The organism is Lysinibacillus louembei (assembly GCF_033880585.1).
Lineage (GTDB): Bacteria > Bacillota > Bacilli > Bacillales_A > Planococcaceae > Metasolibacillus > Metasolibacillus louembei.
Window position 1 is genome coordinate 3411143 of the sequence record NZ_CP137624.1, and the last position, 22541, is coordinate 3433683.

General features: G+C 39.1%; 19 protein-coding genes. 1 reads left to right on the forward strand and 18 read right to left on the reverse strand.

Features of this window, described 5'->3' with window-relative positions; genetic code table 11:
• Positions 1–36: 36 nt before the first annotated feature.
• From eutH to R6U77_RS17135, 15 genes are all read right to left on the reverse strand, one after another.
• Positions 37–1269: an ethanolamine utilization protein EutH gene (gene eutH, locus R6U77_RS17065; protein WP_293920847.1), complete on the reverse strand. Its 1233-nt coding sequence runs from the start codon at positions 1267–1269 to the stop codon at positions 37–39.
• 80 nt (positions 1270–1349) lie between these two features.
• The gene (locus R6U77_RS17070) at positions 1350–1928 is read right to left on the reverse strand and encodes an ANTAR domain-containing response regulator (protein ID WP_319836567.1); all 579 of its coding nucleotides are present in this window, start codon (positions 1926–1928) and stop codon (positions 1350–1352) included.
• Complete coding sequence (locus R6U77_RS17075; RefSeq protein WP_319838392.1) at positions 1921–3345, reverse strand: sensor histidine kinase; 1425 nt, start codon at positions 3343–3345, stop codon at positions 1921–1923. Before R6U77_RS17075 ends, R6U77_RS17070 begins: the two co-directional genes overlap by 8 nt.
• A 268-nt stretch (positions 3346–3613) precedes the next feature.
• Positions 3614–3787, reverse strand: a complete 174-nt coding sequence (gene rpsU / locus R6U77_RS17080; protein ID WP_004227078.1) for a 30S ribosomal protein S21 — start codon at positions 3785–3787, stop codon at positions 3614–3616.
• 219 nt (positions 3788–4006) lie between these two features.
• Entirely contained in the window at positions 4007–4675 is a 669-nt protein-coding gene (gene deoC / locus R6U77_RS17085) for a deoxyribose-phosphate aldolase (RefSeq protein WP_319836568.1), read from the reverse strand.
• Positions 4676–4784: 109 nt separating this feature from the next.
• Positions 4785–7037, reverse strand: coding sequence for an excinuclease ABC subunit UvrA (locus R6U77_RS17090; protein WP_319836569.1), 2253 nt, complete (start codon positions 7035–7037; stop codon positions 4785–4787).
• A 303-nt stretch (positions 7038–7340) separates the two neighbouring features.
• A complete protein-coding gene (gene mtaB / locus R6U77_RS17095) occupies positions 7341–8675 on the reverse strand; it encodes a tRNA (N(6)-L-threonylcarbamoyladenosine(37)-C(2))-methylthiotransferase MtaB (RefSeq protein ID WP_319836570.1) in 1335 nt (444 codons plus the stop codon).
• A gap of 20 nt (positions 8676–8695) precedes the next feature.
• Entirely contained in the window at positions 8696–9439 is a 744-nt protein-coding gene (locus R6U77_RS17100) for a 16S rRNA (uracil(1498)-N(3))-methyltransferase (RefSeq protein WP_319836571.1), read from the reverse strand.
• A 66-nt stretch (positions 9440–9505) separates the two neighbouring features.
• Positions 9506–10444 (reverse strand): 50S ribosomal protein L11 methyltransferase, encoded by a 939-nt coding sequence (prmA, locus tag R6U77_RS17105; protein WP_319836572.1) that lies wholly within the window; start codon positions 10442–10444, stop codon positions 9506–9508.
• Positions 10445–10465: 21 nt separating this feature from the next.
• Positions 10466–11584 carry a molecular chaperone DnaJ gene (gene dnaJ, locus R6U77_RS17110; RefSeq protein ID WP_319836573.1) on the reverse strand — a complete coding sequence of 373 codons (1119 nt, stop codon included), beginning with the start codon at positions 11582–11584 and terminating at the stop codon, positions 10466–10468.
• 220 nt (positions 11585–11804) lie between these two features.
• Complete coding sequence (gene dnaK / locus R6U77_RS17115; RefSeq protein WP_293920895.1) at positions 11805–13637, reverse strand: molecular chaperone DnaK; 1833 nt, start codon at positions 13635–13637, stop codon at positions 11805–11807.
• A 79-nt stretch (positions 13638–13716) separates the two neighbouring features.
• The gene (gene grpE / locus R6U77_RS17120) at positions 13717–14253 is read right to left on the reverse strand and encodes a nucleotide exchange factor GrpE (protein ID WP_319836574.1); all 537 of its coding nucleotides are present in this window, start codon (positions 14251–14253) and stop codon (positions 13717–13719) included.
• A 23-nt stretch (positions 14254–14276) separates the two neighbouring features.
• Positions 14277–15296: a heat-inducible transcriptional repressor HrcA gene (gene hrcA / locus R6U77_RS17125; protein ID WP_319836575.1), complete on the reverse strand. Its 1020-nt coding sequence runs from the start codon at positions 15294–15296 to the stop codon at positions 14277–14279.
• A gap of 208 nt (positions 15297–15504) precedes the next feature.
• Positions 15505–16644, reverse strand: coding sequence for a radical SAM family heme chaperone HemW (gene hemW, locus R6U77_RS17130; protein ID WP_319836576.1), 1140 nt, complete (start codon positions 16642–16644; stop codon positions 15505–15507).
• Between the two features lie 118 nt (positions 16645–16762).
• The gene (locus R6U77_RS17135; RefSeq protein ID WP_319836577.1) at positions 16763–19081 is read right to left on the reverse strand and encodes a YhgE/Pip domain-containing protein; all 2319 of its coding nucleotides are present in this window, start codon (positions 19079–19081) and stop codon (positions 16763–16765) included.
• A gap of 142 nt (positions 19082–19223) precedes the next feature.
• Here R6U77_RS17135 and R6U77_RS17140 point away from each other — a divergent pair, with 142 nt between their 5' ends.
• Complete coding sequence (locus R6U77_RS17140) at positions 19224–20261, forward strand: YdcF family protein (RefSeq protein ID WP_319836578.1); 1038 nt, start codon at positions 19224–19226, stop codon at positions 20259–20261.
• Positions 20262–20283: 22 nt separating this feature from the next.
• Here R6U77_RS17140 and R6U77_RS17145 read toward each other — a convergent pair whose 3' ends face one another.
• The 3 genes from R6U77_RS17145 to R6U77_RS17155 all read right to left on the reverse strand — a co-directional run bounded on the left by R6U77_RS17145 (position 20284) and on the right by R6U77_RS17155 (position 22533).
• Complete coding sequence (locus R6U77_RS17145; protein ID WP_319836579.1) at positions 20284–21135, reverse strand: pentapeptide repeat-containing protein; 852 nt, start codon at positions 21133–21135, stop codon at positions 20284–20286.
• The gene (locus R6U77_RS17150) at positions 21128–21835 is read right to left on the reverse strand and encodes a Type 1 glutamine amidotransferase-like domain-containing protein (RefSeq protein WP_319836580.1); all 708 of its coding nucleotides are present in this window, start codon (positions 21833–21835) and stop codon (positions 21128–21130) included. The genes R6U77_RS17145 and R6U77_RS17150 overlap by 8 nt, the downstream gene beginning before the upstream one ends.
• 164 nt (positions 21836–21999) lie before the next feature.
• Entirely contained in the window at positions 22000–22533 is a 534-nt protein-coding gene (locus tag R6U77_RS17155) for a hypothetical protein (protein ID WP_319836581.1), read from the reverse strand.
• Positions 22534–22541: the final 8 nt, after the last annotated feature.

Genomic DNA, 22541 nt, shown 5'->3' on the forward strand with positions numbered 1-22541 from the left:
ACTTTTTCTATATTTTTGAAGCGGACTGCTACTAGCTTAAGATAAGTATTCGCCCTCTTTAATAATGCCAGCTTTGCGATCCTCTGCCTCAAGCTTTAAAGCAGTTGGTACAGATAACTTATAAGCTAAGTATATCGCAATAACGCCCGCTAAAAACTTCCCTGCGATTACTGGTAAAATAATCGTTGGTTGGAAATTTGCTGTAAATGATAAATGATCTCCTAATAAGAAGGCTGAACACACACCAAATGCGATATTGATTACTTTATCTTTTGGTGGCATATCACGTACGAGTGTAAACATCGCTAAAATATTGGCAACTGTTGCTAAAAGACCCGCACTTCCTGCTGCTGATAAACCAAGTTTTCCACCCATTGCCTCTAATGGCTTTGAAGCATATTTACGAATTAAGTACACCATTGGGAACGCACCTGCTAGCATAATCCCGATATAACCAGCCGTTTCTAATGCACGGAATTGGTCAATTTCATCTGCCATGATTGGATCAAAGCCCCATGCGCCAAATATCTTTGTGAAAAGCCCTGTGAAAATTTCGACAATTGAAAGTACTAATACAATTTTAATCCCTGCATCCATAAGGCGTCCAAATAGCATAAATCCTGTAATCATCATATTTGGAATCAATTTTAAACCAAGTGCAATTAAAATAACAAAAATAAATAGCGGTAATAAATTAATTAAAATTTGCAAAACGGAAATGGCAAATACATATGTAGGTGCCTCTGTCGTGCTAATTACTTCGCGAACTTCCGTGTTAAATGCCACAATCATAATAGATGAAATGAATGCACCAATCGGAATTGTTAGTACCCCAGCCATAATACCTAACGACATATATTTATGGTCGCGCTTGTCCAACATCGCAAGTCCCATTGGAATAGAGAAAACGATCGTTGCTCCCGACATAAAGCCAACTACTAACGCCATAACCCAGCCTTCATAGGAAGTTTTTAATGCGTTTGCTAGCTGATAACCACCCATGTCTGAGGCTAAAATTGTTGTTGCAGCAATTGCTGGGTCAGCCCCGATCACTTCAAAAATTGGGCTTATAAAATTACTTATAAACCAAGTTAAATATGGAATAGCTGCCATAATACCCGCAGCAGGTACGAAAATATGACCTACTGTATGTAAACCATTCATGAACTCTTTCCCAATTCCATATTCAGCATCTCGGATTGCACCGATTGCTCCTAAAACTGCACAAATCATAATAATATAAACAATGACTGTTCCTATCATTTCCATAGATTTACACACCCCTTTTTTGTTTTATCTATATAAAAAAGGCGCATTAAAGAAAATATTTTTTCTTTAAGCGCCTTTGCTTAGCTATTTACTTGTTGTGTATTAAGTATTTGTTGTGCGATTTGCACCATTTCCTGCTGTGTCCGCATGCTTTCATTACGGATTTTTTTATAAGCCTGGTCTTCGCTAATATTTTCTAACTGCATTAGGAGCCCCTTTGCTCGCTCAATGACTTTACGTTTTTCCATTTGATGTTGTGCTTGTAGCAATTTGCCATTTAAACGGTCAAATTTCTCAATTTGATGAAAAGCGACTTCCAACGCTGGCAGCACATTTTTCTCCGAGAATGGCTTCATTACATAACCGAGCACATTATCCTGCTTCATATAGGATAGCAGCTCTTTTTCACTATAAGCTGAAATGAAAAGAATCGGTATGCCAAACTGCTGTTCAATAATTTTACTTGCTTTCAAGCCGTCTAATTTAGGCATTTTAATATCCATTAATATTAGCTGCGGACGATAGAGATGTGCTAGTTCAATTGCCGTTTCTCCATTTTTTGCATGTGCTACAACCTCGTAGCCGTTATCTTCCAAAATAAATTGCAAATCAATTGCAATAAGCGATTCATCTTCAACAATCATTACTTTCCTAGTCATTTAGAATAAATACCTCCTCACATACAGGGAACTGAATTTGAGTATGTGTACCTCTATCGCTAGGGATAATCGTAAAAGTACCCGCTAGATCATATTCAACAAGCCGTGTAACAATTTCCATACCTAATGATGGCTTTGCTTCATGCATACCAACACCGTTGTCGGAAATATGAAGCGATACAGCCGCATTTTCTTGGCAAAAATGAATGCTGATTAAACCTTCTTGATGACTTGTAAAAGCATATTTTAATGCATTTTGCACTAATTCACAAATGATAATCGCAAGCGACACCGCTTTTTTAGAATGACAAAACAGCTGCAAATTATCGTGTTGAACGTGTAATTGAACATTTGCTGTATGTGCTGTATCCATCATTTTGTTGCCAATTTTTTTCGCTAATGCAATAACATCTACCTTTTCCTCTGCGTTATCCTCATTTTCTAAAATAAGCTCATATACGGAAGAAATGCTATAAATTCGATTTAGTGCTTCTTGGAAAGCCGCTGTGTGTGATGCTGACACAGCGTTACGCATTTGCAGGCGTAGTAAGCTTGTTACCGTTTGCAAATTATTTTTCACACGATGATGAATTTCACGAATGGCGAAGGTTTTCATCATCAGCTCATTTTCTTTCAATTTCAGCTCTGTCAAATCATGAATAATAAGCAATGTCACCTTGTCGCTTTGATTGCGAATCGGTATCTTTTTAACGATAAATGATTTTCCATCTACAGTAATTTCTAAAAAAAAGACATCGTCGTCTTGATTATAAACTTGCTGTAAAAATGGAAAAATTTCATCTAGTGCTATATTATCAAATGAATCTCGTCCTGATAGCTCAGATATAAAGCGGTAGCCAGCAGGATTCGTATAAATCACTTTATTTTCATGATTTGTTAAAATAATCGACTCTACTAATAAATCAGAAACAACAGGCACTGGCTGAAAATCAGGCTTTACGATATGCTCAATCAATGCAAATGGCATTTGTTGAACAACTTCATCGCTCTTCTCTTGTGCTTCCATCCGCTTTTCCTTAATTAACACAGCAATCACTTGTTCATCGTCATTAAAAATAGGGATGACATGCTGCTCAACTGTAATTCCTTCTTGTGTGATTGCCCTAGAAACAGAAGCCTTCTCCCCTTTTCGAAAAGCAGAAAATACAGCTGGTTCAAAGCTTTCAAAAACAATTTTGCCAATTACAGATTGTTCGTATAAATGATTTTGCCCTTTAGGAAATGCTTCAGCTACGACAATCGCATGAGATTGGTTGTCCACCATACAGTCAATAAACATATAGCATTCTGCCAATTCAGCATAATATGCAAGTGTAGTTTCTAGTTGTTGCAGCTTTGCAATATCTGATATAGATAGATTCGTATATTTTCTACAAAGCTTTTCTATTTTTGACAGGCCAAATACCCCCTGTTACAAAATACACAAATTTGTACTGAATTTTTGTCATTATTATACCCATAACATTATTCAATTTTCAATAGCAATTTGTTTTTTATGAACAAAAATTATGCATTTTTAAGAATTTTATCGATTTAACTAACTATAAAGCAATAAAACGCAAAACACCCCGATTTTTACAATGTAAAAATCGGGGTGTATCATTGTTGTCTGCTCAGTGAATCATCAAATTGCGTGTTTTGAACGTAGGGATTTTAGGAAAAAATTACCACTTACGTTTACGTGCAGCTTCTGATTTCTTTTTACGTTTTACGCTAGGTTTTTCGTAGAACTCGCGCTTTCTAACTTCTTGAATTGTACCACTTTTTGATACAGTACGTTTGAAGCGGCGAAGAGCATCTTCAAGCGATTCGTTTTTGCGAACGACAGTTTTTGACATCTCTCTTTCCCTCCCTCCGAACACACGTCAATACAACACTAACAACTTCGTTAGTGTGTACTAGAGAATTATAACTTAATATATGCTTTCAGTCAACAGAAACTATATAAATCAATTATACCTCCGTGTCACTATATTCAGATTTTCTTCAAGCAAGCTTGTAAAATCTGCGATAGCTAACGGAGGCTGAATTATACTTTCATAAAAATCGTGCCAGTATTAATAATTAGATTCAGAAGTTAAACCATTCATAATTGCTACACCTGAGCTTGCGCCAATACGTGTTGCTCCGTGCTCCACCATTTTTTTCATATCGTCTAAATTACGAACACCACCAGATGCTTTTACACCTAGCTCTGGCCCTACAGTTTTGCGCATTAATGCGATATCCTCAGCTGTTGCACCACCTGTCGAAAAGCCTGTAGAAGTTTTTACGAAGTCCGCACCAGCTTCAACAGATAATTGACATGCTTTTATCTTTTCTTCCTCTGTCAGTAGGCATGTTTCAATAATTACCTTTACAAGCGTTCCGTTTGCAGCCTCTACAACCGCCTTAATATCCTCACGTACAAGCTCATATTCACCATTTTTTAATGCGCCAATATTAATAACCATATCAATTTCACCCGCACCGTTTGCAATCGCATCTTTTGTTTCAAATGCTTTTGTTGCAGAAGTAGATGCACCTAATGGGAAGCCGATTACCGTACATACTTTCACATCCGTGCCTGTTAAAAGCTCTGTACTATATTTCACCCATGTTGGATTCACACAAACAGAGGCAAAATCATATTGCTTTGCTTCTTCACAAATTTTCGCAATTTGCTCGCGTGTCGCATCTGCCTTTAATAAAGTGTGGTCAATCATTTTTGCATAATTTTGAGTCATCATGATCGCTCCTTAAAAATATTAGTTGTCCGTACAACTATATCATAGTTTGTCTATAAATGCGTTATTTTATATAAAAAAGCGAGGATTTCTCCTCACTTTTCTAAAACTAGCTTATTGCAGTTAAATGCTTCGCTGTAATTGAACGCTCACAATTTATGATATTTGCTGGTGGTCCTTCATATAAAATTTCACCGCCACCAATTCCACCTTCTGGACCCATATCAATAATCCAGTCGCTATGGCGAATTACATCTAAATTATGTTCAATAACAATAACCGTGTTTCCTTTGTCAACAAGTGTATTCATAATATTTAAAATTGTCGCTACATCTGACATATGTAAGCCTGTTGTTGGCTCATCTAAAATATATAAATTGCCCTTCGTTGACATTTCCTTCGCGAGCTTTAAACGCTGGCATTCCCCGCCTGACAAAGTGTTAAGTGGTTGTCCTAGCGTTAAATAGGATAAGCCTACCGTATTTAAGCTTGTTAATTTGCGCTTAATATCCTTCGCCTCGAAAAATTCTACCGCCTCTGCTACAGTCATATCCATTACATCGACAATATTTTTATCTTTATACGTGTATTGTAGCACTTCTTGTTTATAGCGTGTTCCATTACATTGTGTACATACAACCTCAGCTTTATCCATAAACGATAAATTTAATTCTACCGTTCCTGTACCACCACAGCTTTCACAGCCACCCGTTGAATTATAGCTAAACAGCCCTGCATCTACCCCATTGGCATCAGAAAAGGCTTTGCGAATGGAATTCATCACGCCTGTATAGGTCAATGGGTTTGAGCGACTATTTGCATGGACAGCACTTTGATCGATGCGAATGGCCTCAGGATATTTTTTTGCAAACACTTCATGTACAAGCGTGCTTTTTCCTGAGCCAGCTACACCAGTAACCGCCGTCAATACACCTGTTGGCACTCGCAAGCTAACATTTTTCAAATTGTGCAATGTGCTTTTGTCACTCTCTAAAAATTCGGTAGCAGGACGTGGATTCGCTTTGATTGTTGCTTCCGATTTTAAATATTGTGCCGTTAGCGTATCTGCTTTTAACAGCTCCTCGTAGCTACCACTAAACATAATTTGCCCACCATGTGAACCAGCAGCTGGACCAACATCAATCACATGATCTGCAATTTGAATGACATCTGGGTCATGCTCTACAACTAAAACCGTATTACCTTTATCGCGTAGCTTAATAAGCAAATCATTTAAGCGATAGACATCGTGTGGATGCAAGCCTGTACTCGGCTCATCAAAAATATAGATTAAGCCTGTTAAATTGCTTGATAAATATTTGACCATTTTTACACGCTGCGATTCCCCACCTGATAATGTTGGCATTTCGCGCGTTAACGTCATATAGCCAAGCCCGATATCGCATAAGCTTTGCAGTCTTTCTGTAATTCCTACAACTAGCTCCTTTGCTAAAGGCTCTTCAATTTTTTGCAAAACTGCCATCAATTCATCTAGCTGCATCGCCGTCATATCATAAATCGAATGACCTAAAATTTTTGAAGAAAGCACTTGCTCATTATAGCGTTTACCATCGCATGTTGGGCAGCTACACATCGTTGTAAATTGCTCTAATTTACTTGCGGCCGCCTTTGTTGTATCTTTATCCGTTTTGACATTTTGGCGCATAAACTTTACTGCAATACCTTCATAAGTGGCATTTATTTCGCTGTTTTGATACGTTACTGTTACTTTTTGCGGCTCTGCATACATTAATTGATGCAGCTCTTGCTCGGTGTAATCTTGTATTTTTTTGTCATTGTCGAAGAAGCCTGATTCTGCATATGCCTTCCATTGCCACGTGCCTACACCAAAGCCTGGTAGCAAAATAGCTCCGTCATTTAATGATTTTTCTTTATTTAATGTTGTGTCGATGTTCAATGTGATAATTTTACCAATGCCTTCACATTGCAAACACATGCCGCTCGGATCATTAAAGGAATAAGCATTTCCATAGCCGATGCTCGGCGTAGCAAAGCGTGAAAATAATAGTCTTAACAGTGAATTGATATCTGTTGCAGTGCCTAATGTTGAACGTGCATTACCACCGAAGCGCTTTTGGTCAACGACAATCGCTGTCGATAAATTATGAATTGCATCCGCCTCAGGTCTGCGGTATTTTGGCAAAAATGTGCGGACAAAGCTACTATACGTTTCATTCAATTGACGCCCTGCTTCTTGCGCCACTGTATCAAAAACGATAGATGATTTTCCTGAACCTGATACCCCTGCGAAAACAGTGAGTTTCCCTTTCGGAATTTGCAGGCTAACATTTTTCAAATTGTTTTCTCTCGCATTGACAATTTCAATATACGTTTGCTCCATGGAAGTTCCTCCTTTAAAAGTGATGCTTTCTAACTTTAGCGTAAGTTGAAAGAGATGGCAAGAATGAGCTAGAGAAAAGCTGCGTGAATTTTTAGAGGGATTATTTATCTGCGATTTTTAAAAATATATCTGCGTTTTACGTAGAGTTATCTGCGAAAATTGCTAGGTTATCTGCGAATTTCTAGCACTTATCTGCGTTTCACAAAATATCAAGGGCTTGCTGCGATACATCGGCGCTTTTTAGAAATATATCAGTACCTTGCAAAAAAAACACAGCCTACGCAATGTAGACTGTGCTTTCTCTTAACTCATTTGCTCCTCTAATACACGAACGAATTGCCCTTCATTGTATGGGTAGCCTGCTTTTGTGATTTTTACTTTGACTAATTTGCCAATCATGTCTTCCGTGCCTTCAAAGACTACTTTTAAATAGTTGTCTGTGTAGCCAACATATAGATTTGCGTTGTCGCCTTCTTTGAAGCGCTCCTCTGGAATCACTTCCATCACTTCATTTTCAAAGCGAGCTGCGTATTCCTTCGCTAACTGGTCGTTTAAGGCAATTAAGCGATGCACGCGCTCATTTTTAATTTCCTCATCAACTTGGTCTTCCATACGTGCAGCTGGTGTGCCTGTACGCTTCGAATATGGGAAGACATGTAACTCAGAAAACTTATGGTCGCGGATGAAGTTATATGTTTCCATAAACTCCTCCTCTGTTTCACCTGGGAAGCCAACGATCACATCAGATGTTACCGCTAAATTTGGCAACGCTTCTGCCAATTTCGTAATGCGCTCAGAGAAAAACTCCATCGTATATTTACGACGCATACGTTTTAATACCGTATCTGAGCCTGATTGAATCGGAATATGCAAATGATTTACAACAATATTTGAATTGCGTAATACATCAATCACTTCATCTGTTAATTGCGATGCTTCAATTGACGAAATACGCAGGCGCTTTAAGCCTTTTACTTGCGCCTCTAAATCACGCAATAATTGCGCTAAGTTGTAATCTTTAAAATCTTGCCCGTAACCACCTGTATGAATACCAGTCAAGACGATTTCTAAATAACCTGCGTCAACTAATTGCTGCGCTTGACGAATCACTTCCTGTGGATCGCGTGAGCGCATTAAGCCACGTGCCCAAGGAATAATACAGAATGTACAGAAGTTATTACAGCCTTCTTGAATTTTTAAAGATGCACGTGTACGGTCTGTGAATGCAGGTACATCCAATTCCTCATAAACGCGATTTTTCATAATGTTGCGCACCGCATTGATTGGCTCACGCTCCTCACGGTATTGCTCAATTAAGCCAAGCAGCTTATGACGATCTTGTGTACCAACTACAATATCGACACCTGGAATTGCCATAATTTCTGCTGGTGATGTTTGCGCATAGCAGCCTGTTACACAAATAACAGCCTCTGGATTGCGACGCACTGCGCGGCGAATCACTTGACGCGATTTTTTGTCTCCCGTATTCGTTACCGTACATGTATTAATGACATAGACATCTGCCTGCTGTTCAAAGTCGATACGGTCGTATTGTTGCTCTTTAAATAATTGCCAAATTGCCTCAGTTTCGTAGTGATTTACTTTGCAGCCCAGCGTTTGGAATGCTACTGTTCCCAAGACTTCGACACCTCTTTCTTTCATTCAAATTCATATGAAATGGCAGAAAGCGCATATAATGGTGCGGTTTCTGCGCGTAAAATTCTAGGACCAAGCGACATCGTTTCAGCACCTACCTGTAATAAGCTTGCTGCTTCTTGACGAGAGATGCCACCTTCTGGACCAAAAATACATAAGATTGATTCCGATTTACTATCATACACTTTTTTTAGCTTGTCCGCAAACTTTGTGCGTTCGATTTGCTTTGCATCTTCTTCATCGGCAATAAAAACAGCGTCGTATTGTGGCACAAGCGCTAACAATTGCTTAAATGAAATAGGCTGCTGAATTTCAGGGACATATGTACGATGTGATTGCTCTGCTGCCTCCTGTGCAATCTTTTGCAGACGCTCCGTTTTTTTCTCACCTTTTTTGTCATCCCATTTCACGATGGAGCGCTCTGCTGCAAATGGAATTAATGCATGCATACCTAACTCCGTCGCCTTTTGTGCAATTAACTCTAGCTTATCGCCCTTTGGTAAGCCACAGGCAATATCAACCTTAATCGGCATTTCTGGTGACGGCACTGTGCGACCTGTGTTACGAACAATGACGGCTAAATCAATTTCTACAATTTCGCTAATATAGGCTTGTCCATTTGTGACAACAATGATTTCATCACCGCTTTGCATGCGCATTACTTTGCTTATATGTTTGGCGTTTTCTCCAACCATTTCGAGCTGCAGTTGTTCATCGAATTGTTCATTTACAAAATATCGTTGCATACGCTCTCTCCTTCTGATGAAGAGAAAACCAACAGCTTCATTGGTAAGCTGCTGGTTCTCAAATTTTTAAGGTCTACGTGAAATAATTGCTACCCAATCTTCCATCATTAACACTTCCTCAATTTGGAAGCCCGATGCTTCAAGTGCTGCTTTTACTTCATCTTTTTTCGCACCAATAATACCTGATGTTACATAAACGCCACCCGGCTTAACGATGGAAAAAGCGTCATCTGTAAAGCTCATAATAATCTCAGCTAAAATATTGGCAACAACAACGTCCGCTGGCTCCTTTACTGTATCAAGTAAATTGCCGTGGAATACTTCTGCAATATGCTCCACTTTATTGAGCTGAATATTTTCCTGTGCTGACTTTACTGCGACTTCGTCTAAATCAAGCGCATGCACCGACTTTGCGCCGAGCATTGCTGCGCCAATGGATAAGACACCTGAGCCTGTGCCGACATCAACAACACTATGCCCCTCTTTTACAACCTTTTCAAGTGCTTGTAAGCACATTACCGTTGTTGGGTGTGTCCCTGTACCGAAAGCCATACCTGGGTCTAGCTCGATAATCAGCTCATCTGTAGAAACAGGTGTGTAATCTTCCCATGTTGGAACAATTGTAAAGCGCTCCGAAATTTTCACAGGATGATAGTATTGCTTCCAAGCTGTTGCCCAATCTTCCTCATGCACTTCGTTTGTCGTTAATACATTTTCACCAATATTAATATCAAAGTTCACAAGATTTGCGATTGCAAGTCGAATTTCTTCAATCGTTTCAGCTAAAAAGCTTGTAGCAGATAAATATGCCTTCACTACTACACCGTTTTTCGGAAAGTCCTCTGGATTTAGTGCGTAAATTTCACCAAATTGGTCTATTCTTTCCTTCGTTAGTTCGATTGAATCTTCTATAACAACACCGCTTGCACCAGCCTCATGCAAAATATTCGATACTGCGTCTACTGCTTCATGCGTTGTTAAAATTGACAGCTCTGTCCATTTCACTTGCAACCACTCCTCTTATCATTATTCACCTTTTAATTTTTTCTTTAGCTGATCCCATAATGAACTGCCGTGCTCTTCTGGAATATCGCCACTAATTTCTGCAAAATCACGCAGCAATTGCTTTTGTTTTTCTGTCAGCTTTGTTGGTGTAACAACATTTACGACAACATATTGATGTCCTACACCATAGCCATGTACATTTTTGATCCCTTTATCTTTTAAACGGAACTGCTTGCCTGATTGTGTACCTGCTGGAATTTTTAATTTTACTTTACCATTCACTGTTGGTACTTCAATTTCATCACCTAGAGCAGCTTGTGGGAATGTCAGCTTTAATTCATAGTAAATATCGTCGCCATCGCGTTCAAAGTACTCATGATTGCGGACAGAGAAGACGATGTATAAATCACCTGCTGGTCCACCGTTAACGCCTGGCTCTCCTTGACCTGCTACACGCAGTTGTTGACCATCATCGACACCTGCTGGTACAGTAATTTTAATTTTTTTACGCTTTTGCACCGTTCCTACACCGCGACAAGTTGAACATTTTTCAACGATAATTTTACCTGTACCACGGCAGCTTGGGCAGCTACGCTTATTGACAATACGACCTAATGGTGTATCGACAGTTTGATTAATTTGCCCTGCACCGTTACATTGTGAACATGTTTGTGGCGTTGTACCAGGCTTTGCACCAGAGCCATGACATGTATCACAAGGCTCGTCGCGTGGAATTTCAATTTCTGCTTCCTTGCCGAAAATTGCTTCCTCAAAGCTAAGGTTCATGCGATATTGTAGGTCATCGCCTTTGCGCGGTGCATTTGGGTCTTGACGTCGGCCACCACCGAAAAATGAGCTAAAAATATCTTCGAAACCGCCAAAGCCGCCGCCTCCGAAGCCACCACCGCCAAAGCCAGCATTTGGATCTTCATGACCAAATTGATCATAACGAGCTTTCTTTTGATCATCTGATAACACTTCATAGGCTTCTGCGATTTCTTTAAATTTTTCATCTGCTCCTGGCTCTTTATTAATATCCGGATGATACTGCTTTGATAGCTTGCGATAAGCTTTTTTTATCTCATCTTTACTGGCACCTTTCGTAAGGCCTAGCACTTCATAATAATCGCGCTTATTCATTTCATTACACTCCGATCTTTTTTGCATAAAGTTTATTTTACCATGCAACGACAAAAACTGCTCTATATTTATCCAAAAACTCATTTAAACAGTGAAAAGCCAAAGCCGCAAGCGGTCTTTGGCTTTTTATCAATTACGCCTCAATTGAATTTTTGAGCAATTATATAAGGCTCTATTTTGCTTCAGCGAGTGTTAGAACACCCGCTAAAGCAAGATAATATTATTTATCGTCTTTTACTTCTTCAAAGTCAGCATCTACAACACCGTCATCTTTTGCACCAGCATCGCCACCTGCTTCACCTTGTGCAGCTTGAGCTGCAGCTGCTGCTTGCTCATATACTTTCATTACTAGAGGTTGTAAAATACCCTCTAATTTTTCTTTCGCTGTTTTAATGCCTTCAATTTCTCCAGCCTCTAATGCAGCTTTTAATTCATCACGTGCATCTTCTACCGATTTTTTCTCATCTTCAGAAATTTGCTCGCCTAAATCTGTTACTGTTTTATCCACTTGGAATACAAGTTGGTCAGCCTCATTGCGTAGTTCCGCTTCTTCTTTACGCTTTGCATCTGCCTCAGCATTCGCTTCCGCGTCTTTTACCATGCGTTCAACTTCTTCATCTGTTAAACCAGAGTCAGATTGAATCACAATTGTTTGTTCTTTGTTTGTACCTAAATCTTTTGCTTTTACAGATACGATACCATTTTTATCAATATCAAATGTTACTTCAATTTGTGGAATACCACGTGGTGCTGGTGGGATATCCGCTAATTGGAAGCGACCTAATGTTTTGTTGTCTGCTGCCATTTGACGCTCACCTTGTAACACGTGAATGTCTACTGCTGGTTGGTTGTCAGCAGCTGTTGAGAATACTTGTGATTTCGATGTTGGGATTGTTGTGTTACGGTCGATTAAACGAGTGAACACACCGCCCATTGTTTCGATACCTAATGATAATGGTGTTACGTCTAATAAGACAATATCTTTTACATCACCAGTTAATACGCCACCTTGTACCGCAGCACCCATTGCTACTACTTCATCAGGGTTTACGCCTTTATGTGGCTCTTTACCTGTTGCATTTTTAATTGCTTCTACTACTGCTGGAATACGAGTAGAACCACCTACAAGGATGACTTTATCTAATTCAGAAGCAGAAAGACCTGCATCAGATAATGCTTGACGCGTTGGTACAATTGTACGCTCTACTAAATCACGTGTTAAATCATCAAATTTCGCACGAGTTAATGTTACTTCTAAGTGAAGTGGGCCATCAGCGCCAGCTGTAATGAATGGTAATGAAATTTGTGTTGAAGTTACACCTGATAAATCTTTTTTCGCTTTTTCAGCAGCGTCTTTTAAACGTTGCATTGCCATTTTGTCTTTTGATAAATCGATGCTGTTTTCTTTTTTGAATTCTTCCACTAAGAACGCGATAATTTTTTCATCGAAGTCATCACCACCAAGCTTGTTATCACCTGCTGTCGCTAATACTTCGAATACACCATCACCTAGCTCAAGAATCGATACGTCAAACGTACCACCACCAAGGTCAAATACTAACACTTTTTGGTCTTCATCTTGTTTATCTAAACCGTAAGCAAGCGCTGCTGCTGTTGGCTCGTTAATAATACGCTCTACTTCAAGACCTGCGATTTTACCAGCGTCTTTTGTTGCTTGACGTTGTGCGTCATTGAAGTAAGCTGGTACTGTAATAACCGCTTTCGTTACTTTTTCACCTAAGTAATCTTCTGCATAACCTTTTAAGTATTGAAGAATCATTGCCGAAACTTCTTGTGGTGTATATTCTTTATCTTCCACCTTTACTTTTTCAGCAGTACCCATTTTTGATTTGATTGAAATAATTGTATTTGGGTTCGTTACAGATTGACGTTTCGCTACTTCTCCCACTTGACGTTCGCCGTTTTTAAAGGCAACAACAGATGGTGTTGTACGATTTCCTTCTGGATTTGGAATTACTTTCGGTTCGCCGCCTTCTAAAACGGAAACACAAGAGTTTGTTGTACCTAAGTCAATACCGATAATTTTGCTCATTTGAAATTTTCCTCCTAATAATTAGACACAGTATAATTAATTTATTTTAGGCGCATTAGATGCACACTTGCACACGAATTTATTCGTTAACAGAAACCATCGCTGGTCGCAATACGCGATCCTTTAATTTATAGCCTTTTTGCAGCTCGCGTAAAACAATGCCAGATTCTTTTTCGCTATCCTGCTCTTGCATTACCGCTTGGTGGAAATTCGGGTCGAATGGCTCACCTTCAGATGCAATAACTTCTAAGCCTTCTTTTGCGGTGGCGTCGATGAATTGACGATATACCATTTCTACACCAGTATATAATGAAGTAGCTTCTTCTGATGTCACTTCTACTTGTAAAGCGCGATCTAAATTATCTAGAACAGGAATTAAATCCGTTAATAAGCTTTGTGCACGGAATTTTTCAGCTGCCTCTCTATCCAATTTATTGCGACGTACCATATTATCGTAGTCAGCGCGCAGTCGTAAATAGCGATCCTCTTGCTCCGCTAATTTCGCTTCAAGCTCAGCGATTTTTTGCTCGTTTTCATCTAGTGCAACTTCTTCTACTACTTCTGCTTGTTCATTAGTTTGTTGCTCTAGCTCTTGATTTTCCACTTTTTCTGACACTCTGTATCCTCCTTAAAGCGTTGCTAATGTTTTTTGAAAGCATGTGTTAAACCATTTTGCATCATGTCTAATAATGTCACGACACGTCGATAATCCATACGTGTTGGTCCAATGATAGCAATCGCACCATGCTGCTCATCCCCAGTTGAAAAGGCTGTTGTAATAACGCTACAGTTTTCCATTGCTATAAGATTATTTTCAGAGCCGATGCGAATTTGAATTCCCGCTTGATTTGGCTGGAATAAAGATTGCAATTGACTTTCTTTATCCATTAACTCCATTAGCATACGAATTTTATTTAAATCGTGAAATTCTGGCTGGTTTAACATATTCGTTTTACCACCATAGTAGATTTTTCCTTCTTTTTGATTTTTCGAAACATCTACTAATGATTGAACGATTGTTTCTGCTGTTGCAATATGTTGCTTTAAAATGCTTAACACCTCAGCCTCAAGCTTGATGTGTAGCTCATGCAGCGGCACACCAGTTAAACGGTCATTCAAAATATTAACCATTTTTTCAATATCCGATGGGCTAAACCCTTGCGGCAATGTGAGGATGCGATTTTCTACATGACCGTTATCCGTTACGACAATCGCAACAGCCTTATCATCCGCGAGCGGCACAATTTGGAATTTCTTCACTTTATGCTGCTGCACGTCTGGTCCAAGTAGAATCGCAGTATATGTCGTTAATTCCGACAATATATTAGCTGACTCTCGAATAAGCTCCTCCATCTCGCCAATGCGATGCGTAAAAACAGATTGGATTTGGCTTATTTCTTCAGCATGAATCATATGAGGCTGTAATAAATGATCGACATAAAAACGATAGCCTTTTTCCGACGGAACACGCCCTGAAGATGTATGGGTTTTTTCTAAAAAACCAAGCTCCTCAAGATCCGCCATCTCATTGCGAATCGTCGCTGGGCTATACGTAATACCCTCTCTCTTCGATATTTGACGTGAGCCAACAGGCTGAGCAGATGTTACAAAGTCATCAACAATGACCTGTAAAATTTGCAATTGACGATTTGTTAGCATTTTCATCACCTCTGTTAGCACTCGTTTTAATGGAGTGCTAATACTAATAATAAATTAACAAATCTCTCTATTGATGTCAACGAAATCGCCCGATGTTTTTATCGACTATTAAGAAAGTAAGTAAATACTCTACATTTCAAAGTATTGTGTGCTGCTAACGAGCATTTGGGCATCTATATTATGCTGCTTCACTATTGACACAAAAGAATCAGGTTAAAAACTGTTGAAACACTTCATTGCCTACAAAGCGCCCTTGCCTTGTTAAACGAATGCCTTGCTCGTCCTGTTGTAAAAGACCATCTTTGACAAGCTGTTCAATAATGTCACCATAGCGCTTATGCATCGGCTCCTTCATTTTCTTTTCATAGGCTGTAAATGATACACCTTCTACTTTGCGCAGCCCTAAAAACATTTGTTCTTCCATTTTTTCTTCGTGTGTTACTTGATGCTCATGCACAATTGGACGTACATCTGATTGAGCGATTTCAATATATTTTTTGATAGGCCCATGATTAGAATAACGTATGCCTGCCAAGTAGCCATGCGCACCAGCACCGAAGCCTGCATACTCATCATTATCCCAATAAATTTTATTGTGAATCGACACATGTCCTTCCTCAGCAAAATTACTAATTTCATATTGTGCCAGGCCTGCTGCTTCCATTTCCTGTAGCAATACATCATACATATCAGCTTCTAAATCTTGTGTCGGCAAATGCAGCTTGCCTTTCGCATATTGAATATAAAACACCGTCTTCGGCTCCACAATTAATGAATAGGCAGAGTAATGTGGTAGCTTTAAAGCTAAAGCTGTTTGCAATGTGTGCTGCCACTGCACCATCGTTTGTCCTGGTAAGCCGTACATTAAATCAATACTAATATTCGTAAAACCAACTTGCTTGGCATTGTCAATTGCCTTATACACATGCTCATTGCTATGTGTGCGCCCAATTTTTTCGAGCAAGCCCGCATCGAATGACTGCACGCCCATGCTTAGACGATTAACTCCACCATTAAATAAAGCCTGCAATTTTTCCACTGTTAGCTCATCAGGATTTGCTTCCGATGTAAATTCTTTTACGTTTTGCATCGGGATAAAGTTTCGAATTATTTCAAGTAAGCGCTGAATTTGTGCGGCAGATAGCGCTGTCGGTGTTCCACCACCTAAAAAAATCGTTTCTACTTGTGTAAATTCGTTCGGATATTGTGCTACAGCTGTTGCTATTTCTTGTCCAAGCGCCTCAATATATGCGTCTACTGGCTGATTTTTAAAAAATACTTTATTAAAATCACAGTAGTGGCAAATTTGATGGCAGAAGGGAATATGAATGTAAACACCTCTTGCCAATAAAATCACTTCCCTTTTATAATCTATTTCTTTGTGCTTTGTTATTACAGTTAAAAATCCACTATGCTTCTCCATTTACAGAGAAACATAGTGGAAACATGGCGTCAACTAAAAACAATCAATGAATAATATCCGTCTCTCTCGATTTTTTTAGCAGTGCCTCCGTTTTCTCGCTTAAAATCTTTTTGAAGAATGTACCGAACAACAGGAATAACACCCCTCCGATGAACAAAACGATCATATCAAGAGCAACCGTTGACCAAACGATTCCTCCAACCGCTTCGCGCATTAATTCAATCGCATACGTGAACGGTAAAAACGGATTAATCATTTGGAAAAACTTCGGCAATAGCTGAACAGGATACGTACCACCTGAACCCGCAATTTGCAATACAAGCATGACGATAGCCATCGCCTTGCCGACATCTCCAAAGACGGATACGAGTGTATAAACAACTGTAATAAAGACGCTCGCAATAAATAGCCCAAATAAAACGAATAAAACAGGTGAGGCTAATGTGCCATCAAATAAGAAAATATCACCCAATGTAATAATTGTCGTTTGCAGTAACGCAAATGTCCCAAATGTTAGCAAGCGCCCAAAGTACACTTCACGAATGGAAAACTCCCCCACACGATGTACGTTGACAGACAGTAAGGAAATAAGTAATAAGCAGCCTACCCAAATTGATAAAACTGTATAGAATGGAATCATCCCTGTACCATATTTATCAATTGGGAATAGCTTATGGTTTTCTACTTCAACAGGATTTGCAAAGAAGTCACGCTCTGCCGATGCATTGTTTTTCAGCAATGTAATAATTTCATGGATATTTGCTTCATTATCTAGTGTACGTAATTTATTCGCCAAATCTTTTATCTTCTCACTCAACGCAGGATAGTTCGCTTGAATTTGTGCAAGCGTGTCGTTTGCCTTTGCTAACGATTCGTCTGCATTTTTTAAAATTTGTGTCACTTCTGGAACTAGGCTTTGTACTTTCGTTAAAATATCGGATGCACCTGTTAAGCTTTTTTTAGCATCACCTAGCATTGACTTAATTTTTGGCTCTAACGTACTTTTATATTGTGATAAAAAGCCATCAATTTGTAAATCGATGTTCGCTGCGACTTGCTGTAAATTTTTCAAGCCTTGCTTTAGCGTCGCATCATTGACATCCATTTTGCCCAATGCATCAATTTGACGCGAAAAATCTGCCATGCTCGACTTTAAATTGTACAGTTGATCGACTACAAGCTGCTCACGCTCTTTTGCAGTTGGCAAGCTTTCCACATGTACTAATACTTCCTGTAACCTCTGCACCATTTTCGTATTTGCTATTTTTTCTTCATCAATTTGTGGGTTCATTGCAAGAAGCTCATCAATTGCTTGCTGCACTTTTTGCTTTAAGGTTAAGCGGACATTTTCCACATCTTGTGTAATTTGTCCAATGGCCTCTGCATGTGTGATTAGCTCATCGATACCTTTGTCAGCAACTGTTAGTCGACTTTGCATATCAGCTAATGCTTGATCTAGCTTTGTCGTATCAATATCAACATTCCCTAATTGCGCCAAAAAACTCTCTACATCTTTCGATACCTTTTGAACACGCTGTAAATCCCTTTCTACAATCGGGGATAGCGCATTTAATGTTACTTCTGCTTCATTCAATAATAGCATGGCGCTTTGCACAGTCGCTAAGCCTTCATTCGTCGTTTCCTGCACCTTTGGCATCATGGCTAAGCCTTCTGTAATCATTTCACCTGCTTGATCGCTATCCTGCGCTGCCTTATTTAATGTGTGCTCAATATCAGGTAAATGCTCTTCAATTAAAAAGACGTACTCCTCAAACTTTTCGAAGTTTGGTACTTCCTTTTCGATTTCAACCCCTAATTCATTAAAAATAGTAAAAATCGTTCCATTGACCGTCGCAATAAATTCACTTGAGATTTGCTCGGCAATGCCGCTTGCTCCTTTATCTGTAATTTTAGGTGCAATCGAGTTAATTTTTTCATTGACATAATATTCGATTTTTGCCTTCTCTGGCGTATCTGCCAGTACAGAAGCCAGCTTTGCAGAAAAATCTGCGGGAATGATAACCGTCGCGAAATAATCGCCTACCGTTAATTTATCGATTGCCTCTTTGCGGTCGGTAAATTTCCAATCAAAATTTTTGTTCGTTGCTAACTGGACGATGAGCTCATTTCCGACATTGATTTCATCGCCACGCACAGTAGCACCTATATCCTCGTTGACAATTGCCACTTGCATTTGATTCGTTTGTCCATATGGGTCCCATGATGCATAAATATTAAACCATGCATAAAGCGATGGTAAAAATACTAAGCCACCAATTAAAACAAGCGCTACCCAATTAGTTGCTATATTTTTTATATCGCTCGTATAGATAGTAAAAATCTGCTTTAAACTTTTTTTCATCTCATGCTCCTTCTGCTAAATTCATTCAGTTCCCCCAATTATAACGAAAAAATGGTAAGATGATAATCCATTATGCTAGAAAATATATAGAATGTTGACGAATGGCTTTTTTGCCTTCATCATAAAATTGGAGGTGTCTACGATGTATTTATATTTTGGAATTATTCCACTTATTTTATTTATCGTTTTTATGATTTCATATTTCATTGACCCTAGGAAATTAATAAATGGACTTTTATTTAACTTTTTTCTTATGTCATTTTTAATGTTTTGCCTTGTTGCATCGCTCTCATCTGATAATCGTCTATTACAATTGGCGATTGCTATCCCTATCGGTGCGTTAGTGCTGTTAATTCCCTTCGCAACTGTGGCGTTTACTGTAGCTCTTTTTCTAAACGCTCGCACATTGTTTCGCAAGGAAGGACGTCGATTTTCTAATTCATTAACACTGCTATTAGGCATTGCGATTGTAGCCTACTTTTTTATTGGCCTTTTCAATTTAAGCGGGCGCTTTTCTCTTGAATTTCAGCCATTTTTCATGGCAGTTTCTTTTATTATTTTCTATTTTTTAATTCATGCATCGAACTTCTTGGCAGCTTATTTTTTATATCAGTTCAATCGTCCACGCTTGAATCAAGATTTTATTATCGTGTTGGGCAGCGGATTAATTCATGATAAAGTGCCGCCATTATTAGCGAGCCGCATTAATAAAGCAATAGAATTTTATAATAAACAAGCAAAGGTTACAACGCCACCAACCATTATTTTTTCTGGTGGACAAGGTCCAAATGAGGGGCTTTCTGAGGCAGAGGCAATGCAAAGCTATGCGCTCGAAAAAGGAATTCCAATCGAGCATACATTGCAGGAAAGCCAATCTGTGAACACCTATGAAAATATGCTCTTTTCTAAGCGCCTAATGGATTCGTTAAAGCCTCAGCATAGCAGTATTTTCACAACAAATAATTTCCATTTATTCCGAGCAGGCTTGTATGCACGACGAGCAGGTCTAAACAGCCAAGGAATTGGCTCAAAAACTGCATTTTACTATTGGCCTAATGCGATGATTCGTGAATATATAGCGATTGTCGTAATGGGGAAAAAGCGTCATCTTTATGTTATTGGTACCGTTTTCTTCTTTGCCACATTGTTATCACTTTTCCTTTATTTCTTTGGAGAATAAGAAAAAGCTGTCTGGAATCACATTATGTTCCAGACAGCCAATGCGTTGGAGGCTGAATATATGTCGGTAATTTCGTCTGTTTATCTCCTTTAGCTGAGTTAATCTGCATTTGTGTTAAAAACAGGCTTGTCGAGAGATTTGCCCCGCTAATATTGGCATCACGTAAATCAGCACCAATCAAATCGACACCTCTTAAGTCCGCATTTTGCAAATTTGCTGCAATTAAATAGGCACCTCGTAAATCAGTTGTTCTTAAATCTTTCCCCTTTAAATTTTTCCCAACCCAATCAATACCTCGATATTGCTTACCTTTTTTTATTTTAAAAACGTTTGCACTCAATTGACTACGGATGTACTCACTTGTTTCCAGCAATAGCATATTGACAGGCTGTCGACAGCTAATCATATCTATTGCTAATAATTGCTCTGCCTCTAAATCTGTTAAGTCTTGTAGCTTTTCAAGCTGCTCACTTAGCCTTTGTCTTAATGTATCTGAAATTGTATACGTTAACGCTTCTGCGACAAAGGCAATCATTTCATAAAGCTGCTCCATCACAGGAAAAACGTTGAACATTTTCTTAGAAACCTCAGGATGCTCACGCCAGCTTTGCCCTTTAAAAGTGTGCTGTGAAACCTTTTGACCAGCGCCTAAACAATCAAATACTGTACAGCCTTTAAAGCCCTGTGTCCTTAGGTTTTTATGTATTTTACAGCGAAAGTCTTGCTGTAGGTTTGGGCATGGCGTCTCTGCTGGCTTATTGATGGCAAAATCGCTTGATGCCACAATATTCAGCGCTGTACAACAAAGCCCAAAGCATTGTGAACAATCAGCGCTTAAACTTTCTCTTATATTTATAGCGGTTTCTTTATGCATTTTTTTGAGCTCCTAAATAATTTGTTTCAAGCTCCATTTCTCGCACTTCTTGAGTGTAGGTAACTTTATATGCTTTTGCATATGGCCTTGAACTAACAATGGCATGTGCTTCTTGCTCGATGAAATGAATTCCAACACCGTCATCTGCTGCGTAGCCTGCTTGAATTTGCTGTGCTGCGATTAGTTGATGGTAGCTAGGTCTACGATTGGCTTCCCCATCATAATGTGGACAATTGCTCCCTTGTAAAAAGCCTAGACATTGCAATGGTGCTAGTCCATCTCCAAAGGAATCTGTCACACCTTCTTCAAACCAACAAATCGAGCCTGCACTAATACCAGCTAATATGATGCCTTGCTCCCAAGCTTTATGTAATATTTGATCGATGCTCCACTCTTTCCATAAAGCGAGTAAATTTTTCGTGTTCCCTCCACCAACATAAATAATATCCTGTGCAAGTAAAAATGACTCTATATCCCTTGTAGATGGATTAAATAGTGAAAAATGACTTGGCTCACACGACTGTTGCTCAAAAAATCGATAAAAGCGTGCAATATAATCCTGTGAATCTCCACTCGCCGTTGCTAAAAAGCAAATTTTCGGCTTTGCTTTACTACTTTGCTGTAAAATATATTGGTCTAATAAGGGGTTATCTGGCTCCATTGAAAAGCCGCCACCACCCAATGCAATAATTTGCTTCATATTGCCACTCTCCTTGTAAATTCTTAACATACAGCATAAATCATTTCAATAATTTGTCAAGGGAAAGACGCACCTCCATTTTAATAAAGAAGGTGCACCGAAACTATTTATCCAACACCTATTTTCCTATGCTGACGCCTGTCAATTAACCTCTACTAGCCGGTTTACTGCAATTGTAGAAGCGTCAATGAACGGTTCATATAACCAAATAGAAAGGCTTCTGAGGCTGCACTAACCCCTACTTGATCCCCCGCATTTAAAGCCGCTTGCACAATATAGGCTGAGCTATTTCTACTTGTAATATTAAAGACGGCAATACCTTGAGTAAAAATAGGCATTCCATTGACTGTAATAGTTGCTGATAAATAACCGTCCGTTGGGTCTGGTGCAGCAAATGCTATAGCATTTATCGATACTGTTACTTGATATACACCGCTCTCATTGACCACTAATTCATTTCCTGTTGGGCTCACTGTCACATTCGATAAAGGGCCTACTACATCGAATGATACAGGGGTCTGCACGGTTGCTGTATCTTCCAATGTATTACTGCGTAATGAACCAAAGGCCATTGTACGCTCTTCAGGTGGTATATTAGGTGCAACATAGTCACCAGCAATAAATTTACCAAAAAATTTAGTCTCCATCGGACAATATTTTATTTTATGACAGCCTTTGTTGCTATGATTAAATGACATACTCTCCC

Bases quoted from the DNA above. Each gene is read 5' to 3' on its own strand.
- R6U77_RS17100 (WP_319836571.1), bottom strand. From the start codon at position 9,439: ATGCAACGATATTTTGTAAATGAACAATTCGATGAACAACTGCAGCTC.
- R6U77_RS17155 (WP_319836581.1), bottom strand. From the start codon at position 22,533: ATGTCATTTAATCATAGCAACAAAGGCTGTCATAAAATAAAATATTGT.
- dnaJ (WP_319836573.1), bottom strand. From the start codon at position 11,584: ATGAATAAGCGCGATTATTATGAAGTGCTAGGCCTTACGAAAGGTGCC.
- R6U77_RS17140 (WP_319836578.1), top strand. From the start codon at position 19,224: ATGTATTTATATTTTGGAATTATTCCACTTATTTTATTTATCGTTTTT.
- R6U77_RS17070 (WP_319836567.1), bottom strand. From the start codon at position 1,928: ATGACTAGGAAAGTAATGATTGTTGAAGATGAATCGCTTATTGCAATT.
- R6U77_RS17135 (WP_319836577.1), bottom strand. From the start codon at position 19,081: ATGAAAAAAAGTTTAAAGCAGATTTTTACTATCTATACGAGCGATATA.
- rpsU (WP_004227078.1), bottom strand. From the start codon at position 3,787: ATGTCAAAAACTGTCGTTCGCAAAAACGAATCGCTTGAAGATGCTCTT.
- R6U77_RS17090 (WP_319836569.1), bottom strand. From the start codon at position 7,037: ATGGAGCAAACGTATATTGAAATTGTCAATGCGAGAGAAAACAATTTG.
- R6U77_RS17145 (WP_319836579.1), bottom strand. From the start codon at position 21,135: ATGCATAAAGAAACCGCTATAAATATAAGAGAAAGTTTAAGCGCTGAT.
- hrcA (WP_319836575.1), bottom strand. From the start codon at position 15,296: ATGCTAACAAATCGTCAATTGCAAATTTTACAGGTCATTGTTGATGAC.
- deoC (WP_319836568.1), bottom strand. From the start codon at position 4,675: ATGACTCAAAATTATGCAAAAATGATTGACCACACTTTATTAAAGGCA.
- eutH (WP_293920847.1), bottom strand. From the start codon at position 1,269: ATGGAAATGATAGGAACAGTCATTGTTTATATTATTATGATTTGTGCA.
- R6U77_RS17150 (WP_319836580.1), bottom strand. From the start codon at position 21,835: ATGAAGCAAATTATTGCATTGGGTGGTGGCGGCTTTTCAATGGAGCCA.
- dnaK (WP_293920895.1), bottom strand. From the start codon at position 13,637: ATGAGCAAAATTATCGGTATTGACTTAGGTACAACAAACTCTTGTGTT.